This is a genomic window from Bombilactobacillus sp. ESL1197, from assembly GCF_058107145.1.
Window position 1 is genome coordinate 748646 of record NZ_JBYLTY010000001.1, and the last position, 25809, is coordinate 774454.

19 protein-coding genes, 19 tRNA genes and 3 rRNA genes are annotated in these 25809 nt (G+C 40.9%); 34 read left to right on the plus strand and 7 right to left on the minus strand.

Translation table 11 applies throughout. The annotated features are described in order from the left end of the window. Window positions 1–45: 45 nt before the first annotated feature. Window positions 46–840 carry a glutamate racemase gene (murI, locus tag AC3B6B_RS03225; protein ID WP_489757260.1) on the plus strand — a complete coding sequence of 265 codons (795 nt, stop codon included), beginning with the start codon at window positions 46–48 and terminating at the stop codon, window positions 838–840. Between the two features lie 3 nt (window positions 841–843). Further along, on the plus strand, window positions 844–1437 hold the full coding sequence (locus AC3B6B_RS03230) for an XTP/dITP diphosphatase (protein WP_489757261.1): 594 nt from the start codon (window positions 844–846) through the stop codon (window positions 1435–1437). A gap of 133 nt (window positions 1438–1570) precedes the next feature. Here AC3B6B_RS03230 and AC3B6B_RS03235 read toward each other — a convergent pair whose 3' ends face one another. Beyond that, on the minus strand, window positions 1571–2479 hold the full coding sequence (locus tag AC3B6B_RS03235; protein WP_489757262.1) for a mechanosensitive ion channel family protein: 909 nt from the start codon (window positions 2477–2479) through the stop codon (window positions 1571–1573). 110 nt (window positions 2480–2589) lie between these two features. On the opposite strand from AC3B6B_RS03235, the gene AC3B6B_RS03240 reads away from it, so the two are divergent. Further along, a complete protein-coding gene (locus AC3B6B_RS03240) occupies window positions 2590–2991 on the plus strand; it encodes a DUF948 domain-containing protein (protein ID WP_489757263.1) in 402 nt (133 codons plus the stop codon). A 14-nt stretch (window positions 2992–3005) separates the two neighbouring features. Next, window positions 3006–3284, plus strand: coding sequence for a hypothetical protein (locus AC3B6B_RS03245; RefSeq protein WP_489757264.1), 279 nt, complete (start codon window positions 3006–3008; stop codon window positions 3282–3284). Between the two features lie 82 nt (window positions 3285–3366). Here AC3B6B_RS03245 and AC3B6B_RS03250 read toward each other — a convergent pair whose 3' ends face one another. Then, the gene (locus tag AC3B6B_RS03250) at window positions 3367–4470 is read right to left on the minus strand and encodes a M24 family metallopeptidase (RefSeq protein ID WP_489757265.1); all 1104 of its coding nucleotides are present in this window, start codon (window positions 4468–4470) and stop codon (window positions 3367–3369) included. Between the two features lie 149 nt (window positions 4471–4619). On the opposite strand from AC3B6B_RS03250, the gene ccpA reads away from it, so the two are divergent. Further along, window positions 4620–5627 (plus strand): catabolite control protein A, encoded by a 1008-nt coding sequence (gene ccpA / locus AC3B6B_RS03255; RefSeq protein ID WP_489757266.1) that lies wholly within the window; start codon window positions 4620–4622, stop codon window positions 5625–5627. A 96-nt stretch (window positions 5628–5723) separates the two neighbouring features. On the opposite strand, the gene AC3B6B_RS03260 is transcribed toward ccpA, so the two are convergent. Then, window positions 5724–8555 (minus strand): transglycosylase domain-containing protein, encoded by a 2832-nt coding sequence (locus tag AC3B6B_RS03260; protein ID WP_489757267.1) that lies wholly within the window; start codon window positions 8553–8555, stop codon window positions 5724–5726. A gap of 246 nt (window positions 8556–8801) precedes the next feature. Between AC3B6B_RS03260 and AC3B6B_RS03265 the strand changes: the two genes are divergently transcribed. Continuing rightward, complete coding sequence (locus AC3B6B_RS03265) at window positions 8802–9968, plus strand: MFS transporter (RefSeq protein ID WP_489757268.1); 1167 nt, start codon at window positions 8802–8804, stop codon at window positions 9966–9968. 136 nt (window positions 9969–10104) lie between these two features. Here the strand turns inward: AC3B6B_RS03265 and pepV are convergent, their stop codons facing one another. Beyond that, a complete protein-coding gene (gene pepV / locus AC3B6B_RS03270) occupies window positions 10105–11502 on the minus strand; it encodes a dipeptidase PepV (RefSeq protein ID WP_489757269.1) in 1398 nt (465 codons plus the stop codon). Window positions 11503–11561: 59 nt separating this feature from the next. After that, the gene (locus AC3B6B_RS03275) at window positions 11562–12980 is read right to left on the minus strand and encodes a glycerophosphodiester phosphodiesterase (protein ID WP_489757270.1); all 1419 of its coding nucleotides are present in this window, start codon (window positions 12978–12980) and stop codon (window positions 11562–11564) included. 30 nt (window positions 12981–13010) lie between these two features. On the opposite strand from AC3B6B_RS03275, the gene AC3B6B_RS03280 reads away from it, so the two are divergent. The 5 genes from AC3B6B_RS03280 to AC3B6B_RS03300 all read left to right on the plus strand — a co-directional run bounded on the left by AC3B6B_RS03280 (window position 13011) and on the right by AC3B6B_RS03300 (window position 16806). Beyond that, a complete protein-coding gene (locus tag AC3B6B_RS03280) occupies window positions 13011–13322 on the plus strand; it encodes a hypothetical protein (RefSeq protein ID WP_489757271.1) in 312 nt (103 codons plus the stop codon). Between the two features lie 63 nt (window positions 13323–13385). Further along, window positions 13386–14777, plus strand: a complete 1392-nt coding sequence (locus AC3B6B_RS03285) for a bifunctional metallophosphatase/5'-nucleotidase (RefSeq protein ID WP_489757272.1) — start codon at window positions 13386–13388, stop codon at window positions 14775–14777. A gap of 1 nt (window position 14778) precedes the next feature. Then, window positions 14779–15390, plus strand: coding sequence for a YutD family protein (locus tag AC3B6B_RS03290; protein ID WP_489757273.1), 612 nt, complete (start codon window positions 14779–14781; stop codon window positions 15388–15390). Window positions 15391–15397: 7 nt separating this feature from the next. Beyond that, entirely contained in the window at window positions 15398–16171 is a 774-nt protein-coding gene (locus AC3B6B_RS03295) for a TIGR01457 family HAD-type hydrolase (protein ID WP_489757274.1), read from the plus strand. Next, window positions 16171–16806: a TIGR01906 family membrane protein gene (locus AC3B6B_RS03300; protein WP_489757709.1), complete on the plus strand. Its 636-nt coding sequence runs from the start codon at window positions 16171–16173 to the stop codon at window positions 16804–16806. Before AC3B6B_RS03295 ends, AC3B6B_RS03300 begins: the two co-directional genes overlap by 1 nt. A 53-nt stretch (window positions 16807–16859) precedes the next feature. Here the strand turns inward: AC3B6B_RS03300 and AC3B6B_RS03305 are convergent, their stop codons facing one another. Both AC3B6B_RS03305 and AC3B6B_RS03310 read right to left on the minus strand, forming a co-directional pair. Next, window positions 16860–17495, minus strand: coding sequence for a VTT domain-containing protein (locus AC3B6B_RS03305; RefSeq protein ID WP_489757275.1), 636 nt, complete (start codon window positions 17493–17495; stop codon window positions 16860–16862). A 67-nt stretch (window positions 17496–17562) separates the two neighbouring features. Continuing rightward, entirely contained in the window at window positions 17563–18546 is a 984-nt protein-coding gene (locus AC3B6B_RS03310) for an NAD(P)/FAD-dependent oxidoreductase (RefSeq protein WP_489757276.1), read from the minus strand. 70 nt (window positions 18547–18616) lie between these two features. Between AC3B6B_RS03310 and AC3B6B_RS03315 the strand changes: the two genes are divergently transcribed. The 23 genes from AC3B6B_RS03315 to AC3B6B_RS03425 all read left to right on the plus strand — a co-directional run bounded on the left by AC3B6B_RS03315 (window position 18617) and on the right by AC3B6B_RS03425 (window position 25806). Further along, a complete protein-coding gene (locus AC3B6B_RS03315; protein WP_489757277.1) occupies window positions 18617–19024 on the plus strand; it encodes a CvfD/Ygs/GSP13 family RNA-binding post-transcriptional regulator in 408 nt (135 codons plus the stop codon). A 273-nt stretch (window positions 19025–19297) separates the two neighbouring features. Further along, window positions 19298–20864, plus strand: a 16S ribosomal RNA gene (locus AC3B6B_RS03320). Between the two features lie 155 nt (window positions 20865–21019). After that, window positions 21020–23936: ribosomal RNA gene (locus AC3B6B_RS03325) — 23S ribosomal RNA — on the plus strand. Window positions 23937–24009: 73 nt separating this feature from the next. Further along, window positions 24010–24126, plus strand: a 5S ribosomal RNA gene (gene rrf, locus AC3B6B_RS03330). The 16S, 23S and 5S rRNA genes sit together here with 19 tRNA genes alongside, the layout of an rRNA operon. 15 nt (window positions 24127–24141) lie before the next feature. Beyond that, window positions 24142–24214 (plus strand) — tRNA-Val (locus tag AC3B6B_RS03335). Window positions 24215–24216: 2 nt separating this feature from the next. Then, a tRNA-Lys gene (locus AC3B6B_RS03340) sits at window positions 24217–24289 on the plus strand. A 4-nt stretch (window positions 24290–24293) separates the two neighbouring features. Next, window positions 24294–24376: transfer RNA gene (locus tag AC3B6B_RS03345), tRNA-Leu, on the plus strand. 43 nt (window positions 24377–24419) lie between these two features. Further along, window positions 24420–24492 (plus strand) — tRNA-Thr (locus AC3B6B_RS03350). 4 nt (window positions 24493–24496) lie between these two features. Next, window positions 24497–24568 (plus strand) — tRNA-Gly (locus tag AC3B6B_RS03355). Between the two features lie 14 nt (window positions 24569–24582). Next, window positions 24583–24668, plus strand: a tRNA-Leu gene (locus AC3B6B_RS03360). A 9-nt stretch (window positions 24669–24677) separates the two neighbouring features. Next, window positions 24678–24751, plus strand: a tRNA-Arg gene (locus AC3B6B_RS03365). A gap of 9 nt (window positions 24752–24760) precedes the next feature. Beyond that, window positions 24761–24834: transfer RNA gene (locus AC3B6B_RS03370), tRNA-Pro, on the plus strand. Between the two features lie 19 nt (window positions 24835–24853). After that, window positions 24854–24927 (plus strand) — tRNA-Met (locus tag AC3B6B_RS03375). Window positions 24928–24933: 6 nt separating this feature from the next. Beyond that, window positions 24934–25007 (plus strand) — tRNA-Ile (locus AC3B6B_RS03380). A 37-nt stretch (window positions 25008–25044) separates the two neighbouring features. After that, window positions 25045–25118 (plus strand) — tRNA-Met (locus AC3B6B_RS03385). A gap of 3 nt (window positions 25119–25121) precedes the next feature. Next, window positions 25122–25195: transfer RNA gene (locus AC3B6B_RS03390), tRNA-Asp, on the plus strand. A 6-nt stretch (window positions 25196–25201) separates the two neighbouring features. Then, window positions 25202–25274 (plus strand) — tRNA-Phe (locus tag AC3B6B_RS03395). 15 nt (window positions 25275–25289) lie between these two features. Then, window positions 25290–25360 (plus strand) — tRNA-Gly (locus tag AC3B6B_RS03400). Between the two features lie 3 nt (window positions 25361–25363). Then, window positions 25364–25437, plus strand: a tRNA-Ile gene (locus AC3B6B_RS03405). A 2-nt stretch (window positions 25438–25439) separates the two neighbouring features. Next, window positions 25440–25527, plus strand: a tRNA-Ser gene (locus AC3B6B_RS03410). Between the two features lie 30 nt (window positions 25528–25557). Further along, window positions 25558–25645, plus strand: a tRNA-Ser gene (locus tag AC3B6B_RS03415). A 10-nt stretch (window positions 25646–25655) separates the two neighbouring features. Beyond that, window positions 25656–25729 (plus strand) — tRNA-Met (locus AC3B6B_RS03420). A 3-nt stretch (window positions 25730–25732) separates the two neighbouring features. Then, window positions 25733–25806 (plus strand) — tRNA-Asp (locus AC3B6B_RS03425). Window positions 25807–25809 lie beyond the last annotated feature (3 nt).

Consider the following 25809-nt stretch of genomic DNA (forward strand, 5'->3'; position numbering starts at 1 on the left):
AAATTCAAGTATTAATTACAATTTAAATTTGAAGGGTGTGAGTCGATGGATAATCGGCCAATTGGTTTTTTAGATTCCGGATTGGGTGGGTTGACGGCAGTCAAGGCTGCTTTAAAATTATTACCAGCTGAAAGTTCTGTTTTTATTGGTGATCAGGCACGGTTGCCATATGGCCCTCGTTCACCGCAAGAAATCCAGCAATTTACCAAACAGTTAATTGCTTTTTTAATCACTAAAAAGGTGAAAGTAGTTTTAATTGCTTGTAATACAGCAACCGCTGCGGCCCTACCAGTAATGCAACAATTATTTCCAATTCCCATTTTTGGCGTGATTGATGCGGGCAGTCGTCAAGCAATTCGACAAACTAAGCAAAATAAATTGGGATTAATTGCGACCCAGGGCACCATTAATTCTCAAGCTTATGAAAAAGAAATTCAGCAGTTAGCGCCACAGATACAAATCTGCGGTTTACCAACACCGGAATTTGTGACGTTGGTTGAACAAGGTGATTTAAAAAGTTCAGCTGCCCAATTGCTAGTTCAACAAACGTTAGCGCCATTAATGCCGCAGTCGTTAGATACGTTAATCTTAGGGTGTACCCATTTTCCGTTACTGACACCTTTAATTCAAGCAGCAATGGGGCCTAAAGTTCAGCTAATTGATGCGGGTAGTGCTGCGGTCGTTGAATTAAAAGATTTTTTACAGCAACAGAATTTGACAGCTGCGCCAGATCATTTAGCTCAACATCAGTACTATACTACTGGCTCTGCGCAACAATTTAAAAAATTAGCAACGCAATGGTTACAACAACCGATTACAGCCCAACAAGTGGAGGTTTGATCAATGAAAAAGTTATTAGTGGCAACCAAGAACGCAAATAAAGTTCGAGAGTTACAGCAATTATTAGCACAACAAGCAATTACAATTACCACATTATTAGATTATCCACAAATGCCGGACGTTGCCGAAACCGCTACGACATTTGTGGGGAATGCGTGGTTAAAAGTTAATGCAGCCATCAAAGAATTAAATTTGCCAACACTTGCTGATGATTCAGGGTTGATGGTTGATGCGTTACATGGGCAACCTGGGGTACGTTCAGCGCGTTATGCCGGTGATCATGATGATGCTGCCAATAATGCGCGGCTGTTAGCGGAATTAGGCGGAGTTCCTCTGGAGCAAAGAACTGCCCACTTTGTCACGACGTTAGTGTATAAAGATCCCATTCAAGAGCAACAATTAGTGGTTAAAGGACAGTTGGATGGCTTAATATTAACAGTTCCGCGAGGCAATGATGGTTTTGGTTATGACCCTTTGTTTTATGTGCCACAACTACAAAAAACTTTGGCCGAGTTAACTACCGCTGAAAAGAATCAAGTCAGTCATCGAGCACAAGCTCTGAAAAAGTTTGTGACAGCTTATCAAGAATTAGGTTAGATGCTAGTTAATTGACTAGATTAAAGCCAATATTCTTTTACACAAATCGTCAATTTTAACAAGCTATAAAAAAGACAGAAGTGGCAGGAAATTATTAAATTTCTAACCATTTCTGTCTTTTAATTGCGACAATTTATTGGGTTAAATCAAGTTTATTTTCGGGTAGAGCAATCTTAGCAGTTTGTAACGCGGCTAGATAAGCCTCCAAAAATTTACGTTTAACAATTAGTTGGGCACCATTACGAGTATCAATTTGAATTTGATAAATTAAGATGCCGTTCACAACATCCGTTGGTCCTAATAAATGCGGCGCATTCACTAAATCAGGATCTTCGGGAGTTAGTTGTTGATTGACTTGACTCAAAACTTTGGTGACAGCTTTAATATCCGTATGCGGAAATAACTGTAAGTTAATAATTGTCGTCATGTTACCGCGGGATAAGTTTTTAACGATGGTAATATTGCGATTGGGAACATAATTCAAAGTACCGTCAGCACTGCGAATTTGCGTAGTTCGTAAACCAATATAAGTGACTGTGCCAGAAATATCGCCCACGGTAACTGAATCGCCAACGTCAAATTGTTGTTCCACTAGAATGAAAAAGCCAGTAACCACATCACTGACGAAGCCTTGAGCACCGAGCCCTAAAGCCAAACTGAAAATACCGGCGCCGGTAATTAAAGTACCGACGGGGGCGCCCAAAATAGATAGAACCATATAAATGTAAATAAAGGCTAAAAAATAAAAATAAATATTTTGAGTTAAAGTCGCAATCGTGCGCGTACGATTGGAGCTAGTTTCACTACTTTTTAGATTGTTGGCAATCCGCGAAACAAAGCGGCGGCCTAATTTATAAAGTAGCCAAAAGGCAATAGTTAATAGAATAATCTTGATCAAGTCACTGACAATTGTATTCAATAAGTTAATCCAGTATTGAGGGTTATTGAGCTGTTGCCAGAATAATTGATTGTGATTAGCATTGTTTTGTTGCTGTTGTTGCGTATTATTATTGAGGTTATATTTACCTAAAATATTATTCAATGAAAGTACACTCCTTTAAGAACTAGTTTAAAGTATAACCGCTAAAATTGCCGTTGTCATGAATTGATGATAGAATTTATAATGATAATACAAAAACTGGAGGAATTAATATGACATTGGGACAAGTAGCAGGCTTAATTGCAGCTTTAGCCTTTGTAGTTTTAGTAATCTTTTTAGGAATGATGTTGGTTCAATTAGCGAAGGTTTTAAAGAACTTACAAGCTACTGTTGAAGAAACTACTAAAACTGTTAAGACGTTAACGATTGATGTTGATAAAATCGCTAATCAGGGCAATGATTTAACTGCCAAAGTAAATGTATTGATGGATGATGTTAATTCAAAAATAGCAAGTTTGAATCCATTGTTTGGAACTTTGGAAAATGTAGGAACGAGTTTAGAAAAAATGACTGATAAATCTGAAGCTAGTTCTAAATTACATTTGGGCAAGTTAAGTCCCAAAACTGCCGGTAAATTAGCAAAAGTAGCGTGGAAGATCTATCGTAAGAAATAAAGAGGTAATCTAAAATGGCAAAAGGTAAGTTTATTTTAGGCACAGTACTAGGTACAGGTTTAAGTTATTGGGCCTTTAAAAAATGGCAGGAGCATCAAAGTGAAATTACTGATTACGTGATTGAACATTTAAGTCAATTAGCGCAATTTGATTTTGGTCAAGTTCAGCAAATTTTGCATCATCAGAATACTCAAACATTACACCAAAATGTTACCTCGGCCAATGATGACACTAAAACCAATTTTGATGATATCAAATTAGATGAAAGTCAAATTGTCAAAACTGAAGATTAAAAAAATGAGGTGTTAACCTCATTTTTTTATTACATAAGATAAGCAAATGATATTATTCTGGAAGATTCAAGCGCGATTTAACTTAACGAACCGGAATAGTTTGTAATTCTTTAGTGGTGTGGGTAAATGCTTCACAGCCATTGTCTGTTAAGTAAACACAGTCTTCAATCCGCACACCTGCGACACCAGGAACATAAATTCCAGGTTCAATAGAGAAGCACATACCAGGTTTTAATTCCATCTGGTTGCCTTCCATAATTGATGGAAATTCATGCGTAGAAGTGCCAATGCCGTGACCAAGCCGGTGGATGAAGTATTGACCATAACCAGCGTCTGTAATAATCTTGCGCGCAATCGCATCTAATTGTTCAGCGGTAATTCCTGGTTTAGCAGCATCCATGGCAGCTAATTGGGCTTCCAAACAAACATTATAGATATCTGTTTGTTGATCATTTAAAGTGCCAAAAGCTACTGTCCGACTTGCATCGCTCATGTAACCCTGGTTGACAGTTCCTAAATCAAAGAGGGCCAAGGCATTGGCCTCAATTTTACGTTTTTCTGGTACACCGTGTGGATTAGCAGCATTGTCACCGGACTGAACGATAGTATCAAAACTCGTATGCATGACACCTTGTTTCATCAGACCATACTCAATTTCAGCTACTACTTGTTGTTCCGTGCGGCTAGTTGATAAAGCTTCAAACCCTAATTTAAAGGCATAATCAGCTTGTTTGCCAGCTTCTTTCATCAATTCAATTTCTGCTGGTGACTTGATTAATTTTAATTGATCCAAGAATTCAGAAGCATTGCCAGGAAATTGCGCATCTGGAAATTGTTTCTTAATTGCTTCATAACGAATGTAGGATAAATCGGCTTTTTCGATTGCCCAATTAGTAGTCTTACTGGTTCGTTCTTTAATATGATCAGCGATTAATTGGAATGGATCTTCATGGTCTAAATAACCAAACACATCATGTTTCCAGCCGGCTTTTTTGGCGGCACCAACTTCTAATTGCGGTGTGAATAAGAACGGCTCAGCATCTGGAAAAGCAAATAATGCTAGCACGCGCTCTTCAGGATCACTATGAAAACCTGTGAAATATAAAATATCAGTTGGATTACTAATATAAACAACATCGTAATTTTGATCAGTAACCCATTGTTGTAAACTTTGTAAATGATTCATGTCATACCTCCCAACATAATTATATCAAGTATAGCACTTTTTGAAAAAATGATGTATTTTCATCGAAGCGCTTGCAAATATGCTTGATTTTTGTTAAATTAGTTATGAAAATAAATGAAAATAAGTTCAATTGAGTTGAGGTATTGAAAATGGATAAACCAGAGAAAGACATAACAATTACGGATGTGGCCCGACAAGCTGGCGTATCCATGGCAACTGTGTCTCGGGTTGTTAATGGGAATAATAATGTTAAAGAAACTACGCGTAAGAAAGTAATGGCGGTAATTGATAAATTACATTATCGGCCCAATGCGGTGGCACGTGGTCTAGCAAGCAAAAAGAGTACCACGATTGGTGTCATTATTCCTAGTATGACGGATTTGTTATACGCTAATCTAGCTAAAGGAATTGATGACGTTGCTTCAATGTATAAATATAATATTTTGTTGACTAGTTTGAATAAGGGTATTGTCAGTGAACAACAATTATTTAATGAATTATTGGCTAAGCAAGTCGATGGAATTATTTATATGGGAGAAAGTGTTTCACCTGAATTGCATAAAGAAATGATTAATTCTCGCGTGCCAGTAGTTTTCGCTGGTGCGATTGATGATAGCGGCAAGATTGCTAGTGTGAATATTGATTATCGCACAGCGGTTCGTGATGTAGTGCAATTATTAATCAATAATGGCAACCAACAAATTGCCATGGTAGCCGATGATTTAAGTAACTCAATTAATGGCAAATATCGTTTACAAGGTTATCGTGATGCCTTAGAACAAGCCGGCTTAACTTATTCTTCCAGTAATGTTTTCGAAACAGTTTACAATTTACAAGCAGGGGCTGCAGTTTGGGATGCCATTCATGAAAGTGGGGCCACAGCAGTTTATGTGGCTAATGATTTATTGGCGGCCGGCATTGTCAATGCAGCAGCGACAACGGGCGTTAAGATTCCGGAAGATTTTGAATTGATTACTAGCAGTAATACCATTTTGTGTGATGTTACACGCCCCAAAATGACGTCAATTGCTCAACCGTTGTATGATATTGGTGCCGTTGCAATGCGGATGTTAACTAAATTGATGAATAATGAACCTGTGGATCAATTGGAAGTTAGCTTACCTTACAGCTTAATTAAACGTAATACTACTAAATAAAAAATTGGAATGAAAATCGCTTAGAATTTTGGTTCCAACTTAAATAAAAAAGGCGCCGTTATCAGAATTTTTTCTGATACGACGTCTTTTTGTTTGCTATTGTTCCAAATCATTAGATTGATTGGTAGTAGTACTGTCTTCATTGGGGGTAGTTGCTGGAGGAGTATCGACTGTTGAAGAAGTTGAATTATTGGTCGGACTATTAGTGGCTGGTAATTGCGAAGTACTGGTTGAATTAGTATTACTTCCAGCACCACTAATCGTCGAATTGTTATAGGAATTGTTACTTTCACTATTGGAAATACTGTTGGAATTTTCTGTACTGCGAGTTGGTGGGACATAATCGCCTAAAAGAGAATCCGGTAAACCATTGGAGCTACGTTTACGATTGGTTTTATGGCTTGGCGTTTCGTCATCCAAGTATTGGGTTACACCGTAGCCGTTATCGCGTCCAAAATAATGATTCCAGAATAAACGATAATTTTTATTAGTACCACCAATTGCAAAGTGGTGACTAAGTGATGGGGCTGTTTGCTTATAAAATAAGCTGGTTGTCAAAGGCGAATTAAGATCAGTGTCATAGCCTTGATAAGTGGTATGACCAGGCAAAGTACCAGTAGCACTGAGAACTTTTTGGGCATGCACACTTGTCGGACGTTGCATTGTTTGATTGGCCTTGAGAAGTTGGGGATTAGTTTGGTAGACACTATTCATTAAATTAGCCCAAGTAGTTTGGTTCGTCTCTGTGGAATCTTCGGCTAAATTGTAGTTATGACCGTATAAATTATCATAACCCATCCACGAAGCTAATGTGACCCCTGGTGTACTACCAACAAACCAGTTATCACGGAAGTTATTCGAAGTTCCGGTTTTACCAAAGGCATTCTTGTAATTAAAGTTTAATTGGTAAGTTAAGGATGAAGCTGTTCCTTGTTCAATAACTCCGTGCATCATGTGTTGCATGATATAAGAGGTCCCTTTTTGGAAGACGCGCTGTTTTTTGGTTTTGTGTTGATAAATAACATGGTGATTAACATCAGTAATCTTGGAAATATAATACGGATTAACATGGACACCTTGATTGGCAAAAGTAGAAAACGCACTGGCTTCTTGTTCAACACTGAAACCATTACGAGTCCCACCTAAAGAAATACCTAGTTCGTGATATTCTCGGTTACTTAAAGCTAAGCCCATTTTATCCATATAAGTTTTGGGATTAACTTTTTGCTGTAACTTCTGGTACAACTGGACTGCTGGAATGTTTAATGATTGCTCTAAAGCTTTGTCAGCCGGCACAAATTTATTACCGATGGTATCGTCAAAATCGGTTGGCGCATATTTGCCAAATTTAACTTTAAAGTCCGCAATTAGACTCTTACTACCAATGAGTCCATTTTCAATGGCGGGCGCGTAAACTAACATTGGCTTAATGGAAGATCCAGGTGAACGCAGCGTATCAAAAGCGTGGTTGAGTTGGTTCTTTTTAAAATCACGGCCACCCACGAAACTTAAGACCGCACCAGTCTTGTTGTCTAGCAAAATGCTACCATTTTGCACGGGTTCTTGCACCTTAACATTGACACCAGTATTCGGATCTTTGGCGGTTGATTGATGTGTGGTTCCCAATAAGTCGGCATTTTGAGCAAACGCAGTTTGCATATTATCATATAAATCTTTATTAATGGTTGAATGAATATGGTAGTCATGTTCACTCATCATTTGGTTGGCTTTTTGATAATAGACTTGATATAAATCTTTGTCATGCGTAACTTGGTGATAACTTAATTTATTTTCTGTCGCCAATTGGTGCATCAACTTGACCCGTAATTTATCAGTCAGTAAATTATACAGATACCCATATTTAATTTTGGTTTTTGGCGCAGCCTGATGGGCAATGAATTGACTGGAGAGATCAACTTTTTTGGCAGTTAAATACTGTTGATGCGTAATATCACCACTGCGATACATTCTAAACAAAACAATATCTTTACGTTTTAAACCAAGCTTTAAGTTTTGTTTTAAATGACCGCTTTGGTCAAACGGAGTATAAACTGAAGGACTTTGTGGTAAACCAGCAATAAATGCAGCTTGAGCTAAGCTTAAATTGGCTGCGGAGGTATTAAATAAGCCTTCTGCAGCAGCTTCTACACCGGCAATATTTTGGCCACGGTTATTGCGGCCTAAAGGTATGACATTTAAGTAGGATTCTAAAATTTGCGATTTGGAAAAATGCTTTTCTAAACGGGTAGCTAGCAAAATTTCAGTCGCTTTCCGTTTCCAAGTGGTTTCTGATGAAAGGATTTGCATTTTTACTAATTGCTGCGTTAAAGTGGAACCTCCAGTTTGCGTTCCGTAACCCGTAATTTGCCCCAAGATGGCGCGAATCACTGATTTTGGAACGACGCCGTGATGTTGATAAAAGTTTTCATCTTCCGTGGCAACGACGGCCTTTTTAAGATAAGGAGAGATTTGATTGAACTTGACCGGTTGGCGTTTGGTATCTGAAGGAACCCGCTCCATCTTGACATTATTGGCAAAATAAAGCGTCGTCGATTGATCGACTTTTTCAATTTGATTTTTTAAACTGGTATAACTAGGAATCGGTTCACGGCTAATAATAGCAGTTAAATAGCCGCCACCAATTCCTGCTCCTAAGCCAATGACTAAAATACCAGCGACAAAAAGTACTAAAAATAGTTTCCGAATAACGCTGATGCCAAGGGTAATCCGTCCGGTCCAAGTAGTTGGTAAATCGTCGGGGTCTACCACCCGATTGGAATTTGGAGTCGGGGCGCTTGGTGTTGGCTGTGGTGCAGGCTGCGAACGAAAATGATTTTGGGAATGAACTCCAATTGGTTGATCAGTTTCTAAAAAATGGTTACGGAGCTTATTAAAAAGCCGGTCCCACCATGAATCTTGATTTCTCACAAAAAAACCTACCTTTGGCTATAATTTAGTGCTTGATAGTCCTAGAATTATTTGGGCAATAATAAATCTATTCTAATTATTATACAACAAGATAATTCATCTGATGACAATGATTAAAATCTAAAGTATATCTTCAGCAGATAATATGCTATCATTAATCTAATTTACTAGCTAGCAGTCAATAGCTTGATAATTGGTTTTTAGTTAAACCTGTTATTAAGCTTTTTGTTTAGGAGGCGTTAAAACGTGAATAAAGAAGCAAAACGGGCCATTTATATTCTAGTAGTGGGAAACTTTTTAATTTGTTTGGGAATTAGTTTGGTGATTCCCGTTCAGCCTTATATTAAGAAAGCTTATGATTTAACGACAACTGACGTGGGAATTATGAGTTCGTTATACGCTTTGGCGCAATTTATTGTGTCCCCGATTATGGGCCGGATTTCTGATCGTGTCGGACGTAAGCCAGTGATTTTAACAGGCTTAGTCTTATATATGTTTTCTGAATTTTTGTTTGCGGTGTCGAACTATTTTTGGTTATTTAATGTTTCACGCATTATTGGTGGTATCTCAGCAGCCATGTTTGTCCCGACTTCAATGGCCATGGCTGCTGATATGACCAATCAACAGCAACGTGCCAAAGTTATTGGTTGGATTTCCGCGGCTTTTAGTGGGGGGTTAATTTTAGGACCCGGAATTGGGGGCTTGCTTGCTAATGTTACTTATAAATTACCCTTTTGGGCCGCAGGAGTCTTGGGGTTAATCAGTAGTATTTTTACCTTCTTTTGTTTACCTAATGTCAAAACCACTACGCAAAAAGCTGTTGCCAAAATTAATTGGCGGACTTTTATGACTCCTATTTTATTGATTTTATTTGTCATGATTTTTATCTCATCATTTGGTTTGCAGGGCTTTGAAAGTATTTATAGTATTTATGTTAATCAAGTTTTTCATTTTAACATGAGCTCAATTGCTTTAGTCTTAACTTTAAATGGAATTATTTCCCTCTTTTTCCAGGTGGTTTTGTTTGATTGGTTAACTCGCTCTGTTGGCGAAATTCGCTTAATTGCGATTTGCTTTTTGTTAGGTTCAGTAGCCACTTTATGGATCACACAAACGCATAATCATGTAGTAGTGATTATCGCTACTTTGATTGTCTTTACGGCTTTTGATTTGTTGCGGCCTTCGATTACGACGGTTCTGACGAAGATGAGTCATGCTAATCAAGGTTTAATTAATGGCCTTAATACGTCCTTGACGAGTGTGGGTAACGTCGTTGGCCCGTTAGTTTCGGGGATGTTGATGGATTGGCGAGCTAATAGTCCGTATCTATTGGTGACAATTATTTTATTCATTTCTTTTGTGATAACGTTAATTGTACAAAGGGTGGCTGTTTTACAAAAATCTAAAGAATAGAACAAAAAAGAGATTGGGCATCGAAGAAATTTTCATAATGAAATATGAATAATTTTTTCTTAGATCACTGCAAAAATTAAACGTATTTATTAGATTTAACTTTGAAGTGTCTTTAATCCCAATCTCTTTGTGTTCTTTATTTACATAAGCGCCACAAGGCATCTGCATAAATGGCGGTGGCAGTTAGTAGGTTGTCTAAAGTAATATATTCATTAGCTTGGTGCATGACATTAGCGGCTCCTGGCATTAAAGCGCCAAAGGCGACGCCACGTTCTAATAAGCGACCATAGGTTCCACCGCCGACGGTCATCGGTTTACTTTGATAATCACCAGTTTGATTTTGATAGGCAGTTAATAATTCTTTGACTAGTGGGTCATGAGCTTCAACAAAATGTGGTTCTTGAGCATGGGCGGCCAATTTGACGGTAGCCTTAGGAATAGCTGTTTGATATTGTGTGGCTATTTTATCAGCAGTGATGCCTTTAGGATAACGGACATTAACGATAATTTGGCCACCTTGGTTCAGTTGATATTCAAAAATATCGGGACTTTGACTTAAAGCGCCCATTGTTACGTCTTGATGGTTAATACCTACTTTTTTACCTAGATAGTCTAAATGAAAATTGTCAACAATAGTTTGAAGAAAGTCGTGTCCAGGCTGATCTAATGGCAAGTTAATTAACAAGTTGGCTAGAAAAGTGGCGGCATTTAAACCATTTTCTGGTTCCATCGCGTGGGAACCTTGACCGATTAATTTGAGTGTGACAATTTGATCTTGAATTAAAGCATTGCCTTGTAATTTGGGGTTTTGTTTCAAGTATTGATTAAAAGCATTAACGACTTTGGAACTGTCCAGTGTTTGAATTTGACAAGTTGCACTTTGCGGAACCATGTTAGGCCGTAAACCACTGTTGAAACTAATTAAAATTTGTTCACCTTCACTGGTTTGGGGGGCAAAGTGTAGTTCATATGAAGCAATGCCTTTTTCGCCATTAATCACAGGAAATTCACCATCTGGTGAAAATCCCAGATCCGGGAGTGGTTCAACTTCTAAATAACGGTTAACACCTCGCCACTGATTTTCTTCATCAGTTCCGAAGATTAATCGAATAGTCTTTTGAGGTTGAAAATTTTGGTCTTTTAAAATTTTTAAGGCATAGTAAGCTGCTAATGCGGGGCCTTTATCGTCTAAAGTACCACGACCAAATAATTTATCGTCTACTTGGGTTAACAAAAAAGGATCGCTGTCCCAGCCTTCACCAGCAGGAACGGTATCCATATGGGCAAAGATACCTAAAATTTTTTCGCCTTGACCGTATTCAATGTGCCCCCCTAAGTTATCGACATTTTTAGTTGTAAAGCCATCCCGTTCACCCAGAGCTAGCATTTGCTGTAAAGCTTTGGCCGGACCAGGTCCTAAAGGAAAAGTAGAACTTTGATGATCTTCATCGCTGGCACTATTAATGGCCACTAACGTTTGTAAATCATTTAAAATTTCTGTTTGATAATTGGTTGCTAATTGTTTCCAATTCATAATAAACCTCCTGTTGTTCAATCAATCATTACTAATATAGCAGATTTCAACTGTGGTATTTACCACCAAATATTATTTTTTAAAGCAGTGAGGTTATTGGCGACCAAATCGGTATAAGTGATCGCTGGTAAGTTAGAAACTTGGTGGGCGCTTGGTGGGCGGTTAGCATTAGAGCGTAGAGCTTGTTGAGTATTAATATCAATCGGATGATTCAAATTATTAATTAAGGGATCCGTTGTGGTTAGTTGTTGATTCAAATCTGGGTTGGCCGCTAAGACCAATAAATTTTTCAGTTTGATCCAGCCTTGATTATTAATTTGGGCCCAATTATGGCCATCAATATTTTGCAAGGCAGTGATTTGATAAGCTTGATTACAGTTTAAACTGCCTTTTTGGGCAGCTTTAATAGCCGGATGTAAATATAAATTGCGATTAACTTTGTTATTTTCGGGGATAACTGTTTGATTTAAAAAGGGAGCAAGATTGGCAACAAAGTCACTTTGTACTAAACCATTAGCAGTAATAAAACGATTGTTATCAATTTGTAAGTAATTGTCGTTATTCCAGCGCACAATTTTTTGGACATGAACGGTGTCATTGGGCTGTAACATGCCTTTTTGTGGGGACTGTGGATAAGGATTTTCCCAGATTATTTGTGGATTTTGACTAATCAAAGTGGCGTCAAAACTCACATTACTTTGATTAGCTTGGCGTTTTAATTGTTGATAATAACTAGCCCGCGCCGGAAAATTAGTCACTACCCCATCAATGGGCAGATTAACAAGCCAATTCCATTGCTTGGGATTTTCAGTCATTTCATCCCAGACAAAGACCTGTTGCCCAATGGCGTGCAATTGACTAATTAATTCCGGGGTTAGTAAAGCTGAAGAGACGTTAACTGCATTGGTATGTGTGAAAACGTCAAAATTTAAACGTCCCAGACTTCCGGCAATAAAAATTCGTGGGATTTGGGGCGCGAGTTGTTGCATATTCTTTAAACTATCAATTGAAAAAGAGTGAACCATAATGCGGGACTGCATGTGGTACTTATTGATAGCATTAACTAAGAGTTGTTCCATATTTTGGGGATTGTTATGCTTAGTTTTTTTAGTTTCAATTAAAAACTTAACGTTAGGGTTATTTTGGTAATGGCTAAACAACTGCTCAATTGTATAAATGTTTTGACCGTTACTTTGCTTGAGTTGTGTTAGCTGGCTAGCCGGATGTTGGGAAACGATTAAATTGGCGCCAGTTACTCGCTGCAAATTACGATCGTGAGAAATGATCAATTGATTGTCACTAGATTCATGAACGTCTAATTCAACCCATTGCGCACCATCACTAAAGGCCGCATCAATACTAGCAAAAGTTTCTTCGGGGGCCTTTAACGGATCGCCACGATGACCAACCACAATAAAACCGGTATTAAAAATTAGACTAATTAATAGTAGAATAGAAAAGAAAGATTTTTTAAACACAGACTGTAACCTCTTAAAGGAGCGGATTTTTTGCACGATTATCAAACTTTAGATTTAATTGAACAGATTACGCGAAATGATGGCAGTCGTTATTATGAAATTGCCAATATGTTTATGAATGGGCGCGCGGAGTTAGCTGCGGAACGGAAAATGATTAAAGAAGTCCGCATTTTGCAGCTAAATATTCCACATTCGACAGCTGTTCAAGTCTATGAAGACTATATCAATAAAACATATACTTTTCCTAAAGAAGATTTTGATCATTGGCAAGAATGGGAAAAGCCCGCTGGCCCCATTAAAACTGCCTTTGAACAAATTTTACATGCTAATAACATTAACTAAGATTATATGATAATACTTTTAATAAGTCATCGGTGGAACTAAATTAACCAGAGGGGGAAAAGTATGTCAGAAGAAATTCAGATAATCCATACTAACGACCTGCATTCACATTTTGAAAATTTTCCCAAAATTGAGCGGTTCATTCAACAACAACGAACGTCAGCCAAGCAGGCGGGGCAAACGATGTTTTTGTTTGATTTGGGTGATGCTTCGGATCGGCAGCATCCCTTAACTGAAGCGACTAAAGCGCAAGCTAATGTTCAATGGATGAATCAATTACATTATGATGGAGTGACGATTGGTAACAGTGAAGGTCTATATTATCGCCATCAAGATTTAGAACATATGTATGATCAAGCTAATTTTGATGTGATTTTAGGTAATTTGAAAGAAAAAAATGGCCTGCCCCCAGCATTTGTGCAAGATTATAAGATTCTACAAACTTCCAAGCAAACGAAAATTGGTGTCTTAGGCTTGACGGCACCTTATACCTTAACGTATCCCTTAGCTGGTTGGCAAATTCAAATGGTTGATGAAGTTTTACCAAACTTGATTCAAACCGTGCGGCCACAGGTGGATGTCTTAATCTTATTGTCGCATTTAGGTTTGCCAATAGATCAACGCTTGGCTCGGCAATATCCACAATTAGATTTGATTATTGGTTCGCATACGCATCATTTGTTACCGCAAGGTCAATTAATTGATCATACATTATTAACAGCTGCTGGCAAGTATGGGCAACACGTTGGGACCGTGACTTTAACTTTGGCTGATCATCAACTAATTAAACAACAAGCCCAAACAGTGACGGTAGCTCAAATGCCAAGTCAAGACGACGACCAAGCTGTGATTGCTAAGTATGAAGATCAGGGACACCAGTTACTCCGTCAACAAAAAATCGCCAACTTACCGTTCACCTTAACGCAAGATCCTTTTGCCAAGCAGGCAGCTTTAAAACTCACACTACAGGCTTTGTTGGAACGAACTCAGGTGCCAGCGGCAATGCTAAATAGTGGCTTGTTTTTGACAGATTTATCTGCGGGGGTAATTACAGCGGACGATTTGCATCGCCAATTACCGCATGCCATTCATTTAATGATTACCAAATTAAAGGGGCGAGATTTTTGGCGCTTTATCATGGAAGTAGAAAAGAATCGTAATTTTTTGCGGAACTTTCATCAAAAAGGAATGGGCTTTCGTGGCAAAATTTTTGGTGAAATTTTCTTTTCAGGCGTAGAATTTGATGCAACAACTAACCGCGTATTTTATTGCGGTCAAGAAATTCAACCACAAAAAGAGTATCAAATTGCTTTACTGGATCATTATTTGTTTATTCCTTTTTTCCCTACTTTGCAAATTGTTGGTCAGAATACGATTTTGTACCCTGATTTTTTACGGGAAGTGTTAGGGAAGTATTTGCAACAAAAATTTCCATTAATAAAAGAAGGTGATTAGTATGCCAGAGAAAAAGAGCGTTACTGTAGCGACGAAAAAAAAATCGATTCTGAGTCGCAGTATTGAACATGCCATTGCTGTGACAAATGATGAGTTATCAGACGAGGCGGAACAATCAGCGGCTGAAGTTTTACAGATTAGTCCTGAACAGATTAAAATCAATCAAGAACCGTATTTGATTGTCACTAACCACCAGAATGGTTTGGATTTAAATCGGCTGGCGCTACGTTATAATTCCGTTTTACAAAAGTACGATTATATTGTCGGCGATTGGGGCTACGGGCAATTACGCTTACGGGGGTTCTATGATAATAATCGAATTCATGCCAAGATTGATCAAAAGATTAATACACTGCAGGATTATCTGTTAGAATATTGTAATTTTGGCTGTGCTTATTTTGTCTTAGAGCGGGAACAAAAGGCCCCCGAAGTTCATAAACAGCTGATTAAAAAGCGTAATATTCAAAAAAAGTATGCGAATCAGCATAAAGTTAAAACAACGGCGCAACAGTTTAAGCGCCGTTCACTAAAGAAAACGCCTGTGGTTCATTCACGGGGAAAAGTTACTAAAAAATCCAATTTTAAAATTCGAAATCTTAAACAACAAGGATAAATGAAGTATGAAATATCAAGGCTATTTAATTGATTTGGACGGAACAATGTATCGGGGGCGGCAAAAAATTGCTGCCGCCGCACGCTTTATTACGCGATTACAGCAACAACAGATTCCGTTTGCTTTTTTGAGTAATAATACTACCAAAACGCCACAGCAGGTGGCTGATAATTTACGTGTTAATCATCAGATTAAGGTGACACCGCAGCAAATTATTACCCCGGCAGCAGCGAGTGCTGATTATATTCAACACCATCAACTTTCGGCAGCAAATACTTGTTTCGTGATTGGTGAATGGGGCTTAAAGTCGGCACTTTTTCAAGCTGGTATTCAGTATTCAGAGGTCAATCCTGATTATGTAGTAGTGGGGTTAGACACAGATTTAACTTACCATAAATTAGAAGTAGCTACGTTGGCGATCAAAAATGGTGCGCAATTTATTGGAACCAATGCGGACACTAATTTGCCCAATGAACGTGGATTAGTCCCTGGAGCGGGGTCAATTGTTTCTTTTGTGGAAACTTCGACACAACAAAAAGCTATTTATATTGGTAAACCGGAACGGACGATTGCTGATTTTGCTTTGAAACAATTAGGTTGGCAACGCCAACAAGTGGCCATTATTGGTGATAATTATCATACAGATATTGAATGTGGTTTTAATTCCGGAATTGATACAATCTTAGTTTATACAGGGGTCAGTACGCCAGCACAAGTGGCACAATATGCGCGCAAACCAACTTATCAAATTGCTAGTTTGGATGAGTGGCGTGTGGATTGATGATATTAAACCTCAATTTTTTGGTAGTTAGTTTAGTTTTTATTTTAACGTCGGCTGTGATCGTGACGATTTTAGGCAGTTTTTTGATTTTTTGGTGTGACTTACATTATTTACAATTAAATTTGGTAGTGCACCTTTCTAATCATCAAATTTGGCATAATTATGGTCAAATTATGCTGTACTTAATTAATCCGTTAAAAAAACATTTGGTATTGGCTAACTTTTTTAGTTCGGCTCAGGGCTTGGAACATTTTCGAGAGGTCAAGGAGCTGTTTTTATTAGTGGGCTTAGTATGGCTGTTCAGTGGAGCAATCATTATTTGGTGGCAAAAGCACCACCAATTATTACCTTTAATGACGATTAATTTGCAATGGTTGCGAATTTTAGGAGTAGTGCCGTTAATCTTAGGGGCATTGGCTGGTTTAGATTTTGATGGCTTTTTTGTAGTATTTCACCAGCTTCTTTTTCGCAATAATGATTGGTTGTTTGATCCGTTAAAAGATCCGGTTATTAATATTTTGCCAGATACCTTCTTTTTACATTGCTTTATACTAGCATTTCTAGTTTTTGAATTATTGGTATTAATAAGCTTATATTGGCAACATTGTTATGCCCAAAAAAGACTAAAATCATAATAAAAAAGGCTGAATTCTATCAATTAGAAGAATTCAGCCTTTTTTAATAGTTTTTATTTAGTTGATTTGGCCCGAAGCATGCCCACGACGGCAGGCAGTACCGAAATGACGATAATTGCCAGTACAATCATGGAAAAATGCTCTTGAACGAAGGGCAAGTTGCCAAAAAAGTGCCCACAAATTAAACAAATACTAACCCAGATAAAAGAACCGATGAAGTTATAGTGCAAGAAACGTCGATACTTTAATGCGCCACTGCCGGCTACAAAAGGTACAAACGTGCGAACTATTGGAATAAATCGGCCCATAGCGATGGCTTTACCACCATGTTTATCAAAAAATGTTTGAGCTTGATTGATATATTCGGGTTTAACCAGTTTATGAAACCAAGCTTTTCCTTGCAGCCAATGATTGAGATACTTACTAATTGAATAATTACAAGAATCACCACCCATGGCAGCCAGCAGAAAGAGTAAAAATAATAACCAAACATTAAGCCCACTAGCTTTGTTGGCTGCTAAAGCGGCAGCAGCAAATAAAAGTGAGTCACCGGGTAAAAATGGAAGAATGACTGCTCCAGTTTCGATAAAAATAATCAAAAATAAAATAATGTAAGACCAGTTACCAAATTGGTTAACCAACCCAGCAAGGTGTTTGTCGACATTCATTACAAAATCAATTAGTTGCATAAAGACTCCTTAATTTTTGCTTTTGATGTATATTTTACTGGTTGCTAGTGAGAAGTTCCATAAAAACTTAATTGAACATGGAAGAACTGTGCATTAAACGACTATTCTTCGGATTGATTGCCTCAACAGCAGAATTAACGGCAATGGTGCCTTCACTAAATCCTAAAGTAATTAGGCGCTGCTTCCCCGGATAGCTAACGACATCGCCGGCAGCATAAATATTAGGACGATTGGTTCTCATTTGGGAATCAACTTGAATAAACGGGCCTTGAAGTTTAAGCTCCCAATTTCTTAAAAGGCGTGAATCACTCATAATGCCATAGTTAACTAATAATTTATCAACATTAATAGTCTCTATCTGATTTTGTCCTACTTCTTTATAGCTAACGGTTAGTTGCTGATTGTCAGCTAACACAAGGTTAGTGATTATTTTGGGCGTTAATAGTTGAATGGTAGATTCTTTTAAAGCCTGGACACTAGATTCTAACGCACGAAATTGATCTCTGCGATGTAAGAGAAAAGTTTTATGTGCAATTTTGTTGATTGTTAAGGCCCAATCTACGGCAGTATCACCACCTCCAGCTATCAACACTGTTTTGTTCTGATAAGAATTAATATCTTGAACAAAGTAGTCTAACTGATGGCCTTCGAGTTTTTGATCATAGTCAAAGGCTAATTTGCGCGGCTTGAAAGGACCATTGCCGACGGTGATGATGACGGCTTTAGCGAAAATATCTTGACGATTAGTTACTAATTGATAAATATCATCTTGTTTAACTATATTATTGACAATGGTATTTAATCGCTTAGTATACTGAATTTGGGTTCCAGTTTGAATTAGATCATCAATCAAACCTTGACCAGTAATGCCAAATTTGCCAGCAACATCGTAAATCTTTTTTTGCGCATATAAGTTGCGTGGTTGGCCTCCTAGATTAGGCATTCCTTCAATTAAGACTGCATCTAAGCCCCGCATAGCAGCGTAATAAGCAGTAAAAATCCCGATTGGCCCTCCACCAATAATTGCGACATCAAACGTTTTATCTTTCATAAGTAGCACCTCAAATATAATTACATTGGTTAATATTATATGTTAATCTTAGTAAAGAGGTAATAATTTTATGGATTTAACGATAGGCCAGGTTGTCTCAGGAACCGTTACGGGAATTAGATCTTATGGTGCATTTGTCCAAATAAAGGATAGTAATCGACAAGGATTAATTCATATTTCGGAATTTCGGAATGGTTATGTTGATGATATTTCTGAGCTTTTACATTTGGGACAGGTAATTCAAGTGCGTATCCTAAATATTGATGAATATGATGAAAAAATCAGTTTATCATTACGAGCATTAAAGCCAGTTTTATATGATAGTCAACATTATAATCGAAAAAGTTACTGGACTGATCAACAAAAGAACATCGGTTATCATACAATTGCCAGGCATAAAGAGGCTTGGATTAAGGAAGAACTACAGAAAATTGAAAAAAAATCAAAAAAATGTCAAAAAGGGGTTGCAAAAGGGTAAAAAAGTTGATAATATATTTTCTGTTGTCAATGAGTCATGCGCGTCACTGTTAAGCAAATAAAAAAAACAGTTGACAAGCTCATGATAAGATGATAAACTAAATAAGCCGCTTAATCAAGTGGTAATCAACAAAAAGTTAAGTAGATCTTTGAAAACTGAACAAAGTTTCTTTAAAAGCCAAGTGCTGGGTTCTTGAAAAAGAACCTGTCAATTTAAAAGTAATAAAGAAGACAAAGAACGTTAGAGTTCTAAGTCTGAGTCAACAAACTAACAAAAAATGAGAGTTTGATCCTGGCTCAGGACGAACGCTGGCGGCGTGCCTAATACATGCAAGTCGAGCGAGCAGAAGTAACGGAATACCTTCGGGTAGGAAGATATGGACGCGAGCGGCGGATGGGTGAGTAACACGTAGGTAACCTGCCCTTTAGCGGGGGATAACAATTGGAAACAGTTGCTAATACCGCATAAAGTGCTTAATCACATGATTAAGGAATGAAAGACGGTTTCGGCTGTCACTAAAGGATGGACCTGCGGCGTATTAGCTAGTTGGTGAGGTAAAGGCCCACCAAGGCGATGATACGTAGCCGACCTGAGAGGGTAATCGGCCACATTGGGACTGAGACACGGCCCAAACTCCTACGGGAGGCAGCAGTAGGGAATCTTCCACAATGGACGAAAGTCTGATGGAGCAACGCCGCGTGGATGAAGAAGGTTTTCGGATCGTAAAATCCTGTTGTTGAAGAAGAACGTGCTTGAGAGTAACTGCTCAAGTAGTGACGGTATTCAACCAGAAAGTCACGGCTAACTACGTGCCAGCAGCCGCGGTAATACGTAGGTGGCAAGCGTTGTCCGGATTTATTGGGCGTAAAGGGAGCGCAGGCGGTTTGAAAAGTCTGAATGTGAAAGCCCTCAGCTTAACTGAGGAAGTGCATCGGAAACTGTCAAACTTGAGTGCAGAAGAGGAGAGTGGAACTCCATGTGTAGCGGTGAAATGCGTAGATATATGGAAGAACACCAGTGGCGAAGGCGGCTCTCTGGTCTGTAACTGACGCTGAGGCTCGAAAGCATGGGTAGCGAACAGGATTAGATACCCTGGTAGTCCATGCCGTAAACGATGAGTGCTAAGTGTTGGGAGGTTTCCGCCTCTCAGTGCTGCAGCTAACGCATTAAGCACTCCGCCTGGGGAGTACGACCGCAAGGTTGAAACTCAAAGGAATTGACGGGGGCCCGCACAAGCGGTGGAGCATGTGGTTTAATTCGAAGCAACGCGAAGAACCTTACCAGGTCTTGACATCTCCTGAAAGCTGTAGAGATACAGGGTTCCCTTCGGGGACAGGAAGACAGGTGGTGCATGGTTGTCGTCAGCTCGTGTCGTGAGATGTTGGGTTAAGTCCCGCAACGAGCGCAACCCTTGTTACTAGTTGCCAGCATTAAGTTGGGCACTCTAGTGAGACTGCCGGTGACAAACCGGAGGAAGGTGGGGACGACGTCAAATCATCATGCCCCTTATGACCTGGGCTACACACGTGCTACAATGGATGGTACAACGAGAAGCGAACTCGTGAGGGCAAGCAGAACTCTAAAAACCATTCTCAGTTCGGATTGCAGGCTGCAACTCGCCTGTATGAAGTTGGAATCGCTAGTAATCGTGGATCAGCATGCCACGGTGAATACGTTCTCGGGCCTTGTACACACCGCCCGTCACACCATGAGAGTTTGTAATACCCAAAGCCGGTGGGGTAACCCTTCGGGGAGCTAGCCGTCTAAGGTAGGACAAATGATTAGGGTGAAGTCGTAACAAGGTAGCCGTAGGAGAACCTGCGGCTGGATCACCTCCTTTCTAAGGAAAAATAAACGGAAAGCAGTTGGCAAGAAACTTTGTTTAGTTTTGAGAGGTCTACTCTCAAACATTAGTACTTTGAAAACTGAATATTATGAGAAGAAAGACACCGAGAATCGAGAGATTCGAAGAAAGTAAGAAACAGTAGTAAATAAGGTTAAGATAATAAGGGCGCACGGTGGATGCCTAGGTACTAGGAGCCGAAGAAGGACGCAACGAACAGCGAAATGCTCCGGGGAGTTGTAAGTAAACGAAGATCCGGAGATATCCGAATGGGGGAACCCGGCTAAGGTAAAGCTTAGTCACACTGCGACGAAAGTTGTAAGTGAGGAAGACATGGTGAACTGAAACATCTAAGTAGCCATAGGAAGAGAAAGAAAAATCGATTTCCTGAGTAGCGGCGAGCGAAACGGAAAGAGCCCAAACCAGAGAGCATGCTCTTTGGGGTTGTAGGACTGGGACGTGAGATAGTCGAAGATAGCTGAATCAGTTGGGAAGCTGAACCAGAGATAGTGATAGTCTAGTAGGCGAAATCAGAGACACTCTACCAGTATCCTGAGTACGGCGGGGCACGTGAAACCCCGTCGGAAGCAGGGAGGACCATCTCCCAAGGCTAAATACTCCCTAGTGACCGATAGAGAACAAGTACCGTGAGGGAAAGGTGAAAAGCACCCCGGAAGGGGAGTGAAATAGATCCTGAAACCGTGTGCCTACAAGTAGTCAGAGCTCGTTAAAGAGTGATGGCGTGCCTTTTGTAGAATGAACCGGCGAGTTACGATTGCGTGCGAGGTTAAGTTGAGAAGACGGAGCCGTAGCGAAAGCGAGTCTGAATAGGGCGAAAGAGAGTACGTAGTCGTAGACCCGAAACCAAGTGACCTACCCATGTCCAGGTTGAAGGTGCGGTAAAACGCACTGGAGGACCGAACCCACGTAAGTTGAAAATTGCGGGGATGAGGTGTGGGTAGCGGTGAAATTCCAAACGAACTTGGAGATAGCTGGTTCTCTCCGAAATAGCTTTAGGGCTAGCCTCGGAGAAGAGGATCTTGGAGGTAGAGCACTGTTTGGACTAGGGGCCCAACATGGGTTACTGAATTCAGATAAACTCCGAATGCCAAAGATCTTTCTCCGGGAGTCAGACGGTGAGTGATAAGATCCATCGTCGAAAGGGGAACAGCCCAGATCACCAGTTAAGGTCCCAAAATCCATACTAAGTGGAAAAGGAAGTGGAACTGCACAGACAACTAGGATGTTGGCTTAGAAGCAGCAACTCATTTAAAGAGTGCGTAATAGCTCACTAGTCGAGTGGTTCTGCGCCGAAAATGTACCGGGGCTAAGTATGGTACCGAAACTGTGGATGTGCATCGAAAGATGTACGTGGTAGGAGAGCGTTGTAAGCACGAAGAAGCCAGATCGAGAGGACTGGTGGAGAGCTTAGAAGTGAGAATGCCGGTATGAGTAGCGAAAGACCAGTGAGAATCTGGTCCACCGGATGACTAAGGTTTCCTGGGGAAGGCTCGTCCGCCCAGGGTTAGTCGGGACCTAAGATGAGGCCGAGAGGCGTAATCGATGGAAAACAGGTTGAGATTCCTGTACTGTTCAGTGTTGTTTGAACGATGGAGGGACGCAGGAGATGAATTGTGAGCATGCAGCTGGAAAAGCATGTCTAAGCAGCGAGTCTGGATATGAGTCAAATGCTTATAACCGCGAAGGATGAGTTGTGATAGGGAGCGAAATTAAAGTAGCGAAGCACAATAGTCACACTGCCGAGAAAAGCTTCTAGTGAGACACTGAATACCCGTACCGCAAACCGACACAGGTAGTCAAGGAGAGAATCCTAAGGTGAGCGAGAGAACTATCGTTAAGGAACTCGGCAAAATAGCCCCGTAACTTTGGAAGAAGGGGTGCTGGTGTAAGAGCCAGCCGCAGTGAAAAGGCCCAAACAACTGTTTATCAAAAACACAGGTCTCTGCAAAATCGTAAGATGACGTATAGGGGCTGACGCCTGCCCGGTGCTGGAAGGTTAAGAGGATGAGTTAGACTTCGGTCGAAGCCCAGAATTGAAGCCCCAGTAAACGGCGGCCGTAACTATAACGGTCCTAAGGTAGCGAAATTCCTTGTCGGGTAAGTTCCGACCCGCACGAAAGGCGTAATGATTTGGGCACTGTCTCAACGATAGACTCGGTGAAATTATAATACCCGTGAAGATGCAGGTTACCCGCGACAGGACGGAAAGACCCCATGGAGCTTTACTGTAGCTTGATATTGAGTTTTTGTGTAACATGTACAGGATAGGTAGGAGCCGTAGAGATCGGTACGCTAGTATCGAAGGAGGCGCTGGTGGGATACTACCCTTGTTATATGAAAGCTCTAACCCGCGCCGTTGAAGCACGGCGGGAGACAGTGTCAGGTGGGCAGTTTGACTGGGGCGGTCGCCTCCTAAACAGTAACGGAGGCGCCCAAAGGTTCCCTCAGAATGGTTGGAAATCATTCGTAGAGTGTAAAGGTAGAAGGGAGCTTGACTGCGAGACAGACAAGTCGAGCAGGGACGAAAGTCGGGCTTAATGATCCGGTGGCACCGTATGGAAGGGCCATCGCTCAACGGACAAAAGCTACCCTGGGGATAACAGGCTTATCTCCCCCAAGAGTTCACATCGACGGGGAGGTTTGGCACCTCGATGTCGGCTCATCGCATCCTGGGGCTGTAGTCGGTCCCAAGGGTTGGGCTGTTCGCCCATTAAAGCGGTACGCGAGCTGGGTTCAGAACGTCGTGAGACAGTTCGGTCCCTATCCGTCGCGGGCGTAGGAAATTTGAGAGGATCTGTCCTTAGTACGAGAGGACCGGGATGGACATACCACTGGTGTACCAGTTGTCTTGCCAAAGGCATAGCTGGGTAGCTAAGTATGGAAGGGATAAACGCTGAAAGCATCTAAGTGTGAAACCCACCTCAAGATGAGATTTCCCATTCAGTAATGAAGTAAGACCCCTCAAAGAAGATGAGGTAGATAGGTTGCGAGTGGAAGTGTAGTGATACATGGAGCTGAGCAATACTAATCGGTCGAGGGCTTAACCAAGGGTGTCGAGTAAGAACATAATATTCAGTTTTGAGAGGACTAAGGTTCTTTCAGAAGGTAAGAAGAGAGCAAGTGTGGTGGCGATAGCGAGGAGGAAACACCTGGAATCATGCCGAACACAGAAGTTAAGCTTCTCAGCGCCGAAAGTAGTTGGTGGGAAACTACCTGCGAGGATAGGTCGTTGCCATGCTGCTCTTATTATCTTGGAAGATTAGCTCAGTTGGGAGAGCGTCTGCCTTACAAGCAGAGGGTCACAGGTTCGAGCCCTGTATCTTCCATTGAGTCGCTAGCTCAGTTGGTAGAGCAACGGCCTTTTAAGCCGTGGGTCGTGGGTCCGAGCCCCACGCGACTCATTTTGCGGGTGTGGCGGAATTGGCAGACGCGCTAGATTTAGGTTCTAGTGTCCTTTGGACGTATGGGTTCAAGTCCCTTCTCCCGCACTTGCATGTTCTTTGAAATATGTTATAGTTTTATTTTTATTATGCCGACTTAGCTCAGCTGGCAGAGCATCTGTCTTGTAAACAGAGGGTCGGAGGTTCGAATCCTCTAGTCGGCATTTTGCGGAAGTAGTTCAGTGGTAGAACATCACCTTGCCATGGTGGGGGTCGCGGGTTCGAATCCCGTCTTCCGCTTTCATTATAATCACGCCGGGGTGGCGGAACTGGCAGACGCACAGGACTTAAAATCCTGCGGTAAGTGATTACCGTACCGGTTCGATTCCGGTCCTCGGCATTATAATGAGCACCCATAGCGCAATTGGATAGAGTGTCTGACTACGAATCAGAAGGTTGTAGGTTCGACTCCTACTGGGTGCATGTTTTTTTCGGGAAGTGGCTCAGTTTGGTAGAGCACCTGGTTTGGGACCAGGGGGTCGCAGGTTCGAATCCTGTCTTCCCGATTAGCTTTTTAATAGCTATGGCGGTGTAGCTCAGCTGGCTAGAGCGTCCGGTTCATACCCGGGAGGTCGGGGGTTCGATCCCCTTCGCCGCTATTAATCGGACCTTTAGCTCAGTTGGTTAGAGCAAACGGCTCATAACCGTTCGGTCGTAGGTTCGAGTCCTACAAGGTCCATAGATTTTTTATGGACTTTGTGGTAAGATTTTATTATCGCGGGATGGAGCAGTCTGGTAGCTCGTCGGGCTCATAACCCGAAGGTCGTAGGTTCAAACCCTACTCCCGCAATTTGGTCCTATGGTGTAGTTGGTTATCACGCCTGCCTGTCACGCAGGAGATCACCGGTTCAAGTCCGGTTAGGACCGTTAGATGGCTCGGTAGCTCAGTCGGTAGAGCAATGGATTGAAGCTCCATGTGTCGGCAGTTCGATTCTGTCCCGCGCCATTTTTGTTAAAGATTGCGGGTGTAGTTTAGTGGTAAAACCACAGCCTTCCAAGCTGTTGTCGCGAGTTCGATTCTCGTCACCCGCTTATGGGCCTATAGCTCAGCTGGTTAGAGCGCACGCCTGATAAGCGTGAGGTCGATGGTTCAAGTCCATTTAGGCCCATTGGAGAAGTACTCAAGTGGCTGAAGAGGCGCCCCTGCTAAGGGTGTAGGTCGCGTAAGCGGCGCGAGGGTTCAAATCCCTCCTTCTCCGTTGGAATTTTTTCCATGTTTATTGCGATTTGGAGGATTACCCAAGTGGCTTAAGGGAACGGTCTTGAAAACCGTCAGGCGTGTAACAGCGTGCGTGGGTTCAAATCCCACATCCTCCTTTATAATTATCGCGGGATGGAGCAGTCTGGTAGCTCGTCGGGCTCATAACCCGAAGGTCGTAGGTTCAAACCCTACTCCCGCAATTTGGTCCTATGGTGTAGTTGGTTATCACGCCTGCCTGTCACGCAGGAGATCACCGGTTCAAGTCCGGTTAGGACCGTTA

Bases quoted from the DNA above. Each gene is read 5' to 3' on its own strand.
- murI (WP_489757260.1), top strand. From the start codon at position 46: ATGGATAATCGGCCAATTGGTTTTTTAGATTCCGGATTGGGTGGGTTG.
- AC3B6B_RS03230 (WP_489757261.1), top strand. From the start codon at position 844: ATGAAAAAGTTATTAGTGGCAACCAAGAACGCAAATAAAGTTCGAGAG.
- AC3B6B_RS03240 (WP_489757263.1), top strand. From the start codon at position 2,590: ATGACATTGGGACAAGTAGCAGGCTTAATTGCAGCTTTAGCCTTTGTA.
- AC3B6B_RS03245 (WP_489757264.1), top strand. From the start codon at position 3,006: ATGGCAAAAGGTAAGTTTATTTTAGGCACAGTACTAGGTACAGGTTTA.
- AC3B6B_RS03250 (WP_489757265.1), bottom strand. From the start codon at position 4,470: ATGAATCATTTACAAAGTTTACAACAATGGGTTACTGATCAAAATTAC.
- ccpA (WP_489757266.1), top strand. From the start codon at position 4,620: ATGGATAAACCAGAGAAAGACATAACAATTACGGATGTGGCCCGACAA.
- pepV (WP_489757269.1), bottom strand. From the start codon at position 11,502: ATGAATTGGAAACAATTAGCAACCAATTATCAAACAGAAATTTTAAAT.
- AC3B6B_RS03285 (WP_489757272.1), top strand. From the start codon at position 13,386: ATGTCAGAAGAAATTCAGATAATCCATACTAACGACCTGCATTCACAT.
- AC3B6B_RS03290 (WP_489757273.1), top strand. From the start codon at position 14,779: ATGCCAGAGAAAAAGAGCGTTACTGTAGCGACGAAAAAAAAATCGATT.
- AC3B6B_RS03295 (WP_489757274.1), top strand. From the start codon at position 15,398: ATGAAATATCAAGGCTATTTAATTGATTTGGACGGAACAATGTATCGG.
- AC3B6B_RS03300 (WP_489757709.1), top strand. From the start codon at position 16,171: ATGATATTAAACCTCAATTTTTTGGTAGTTAGTTTAGTTTTTATTTTA.
- AC3B6B_RS03305 (WP_489757275.1), bottom strand. From the start codon at position 17,495: ATGCAACTAATTGATTTTGTAATGAATGTCGACAAACACCTTGCTGGG.
- AC3B6B_RS03310 (WP_489757276.1), bottom strand. From the start codon at position 18,546: ATGAAAGATAAAACGTTTGATGTCGCAATTATTGGTGGAGGGCCAATC.
- AC3B6B_RS03315 (WP_489757277.1), top strand. From the start codon at position 18,617: ATGGATTTAACGATAGGCCAGGTTGTCTCAGGAACCGTTACGGGAATT.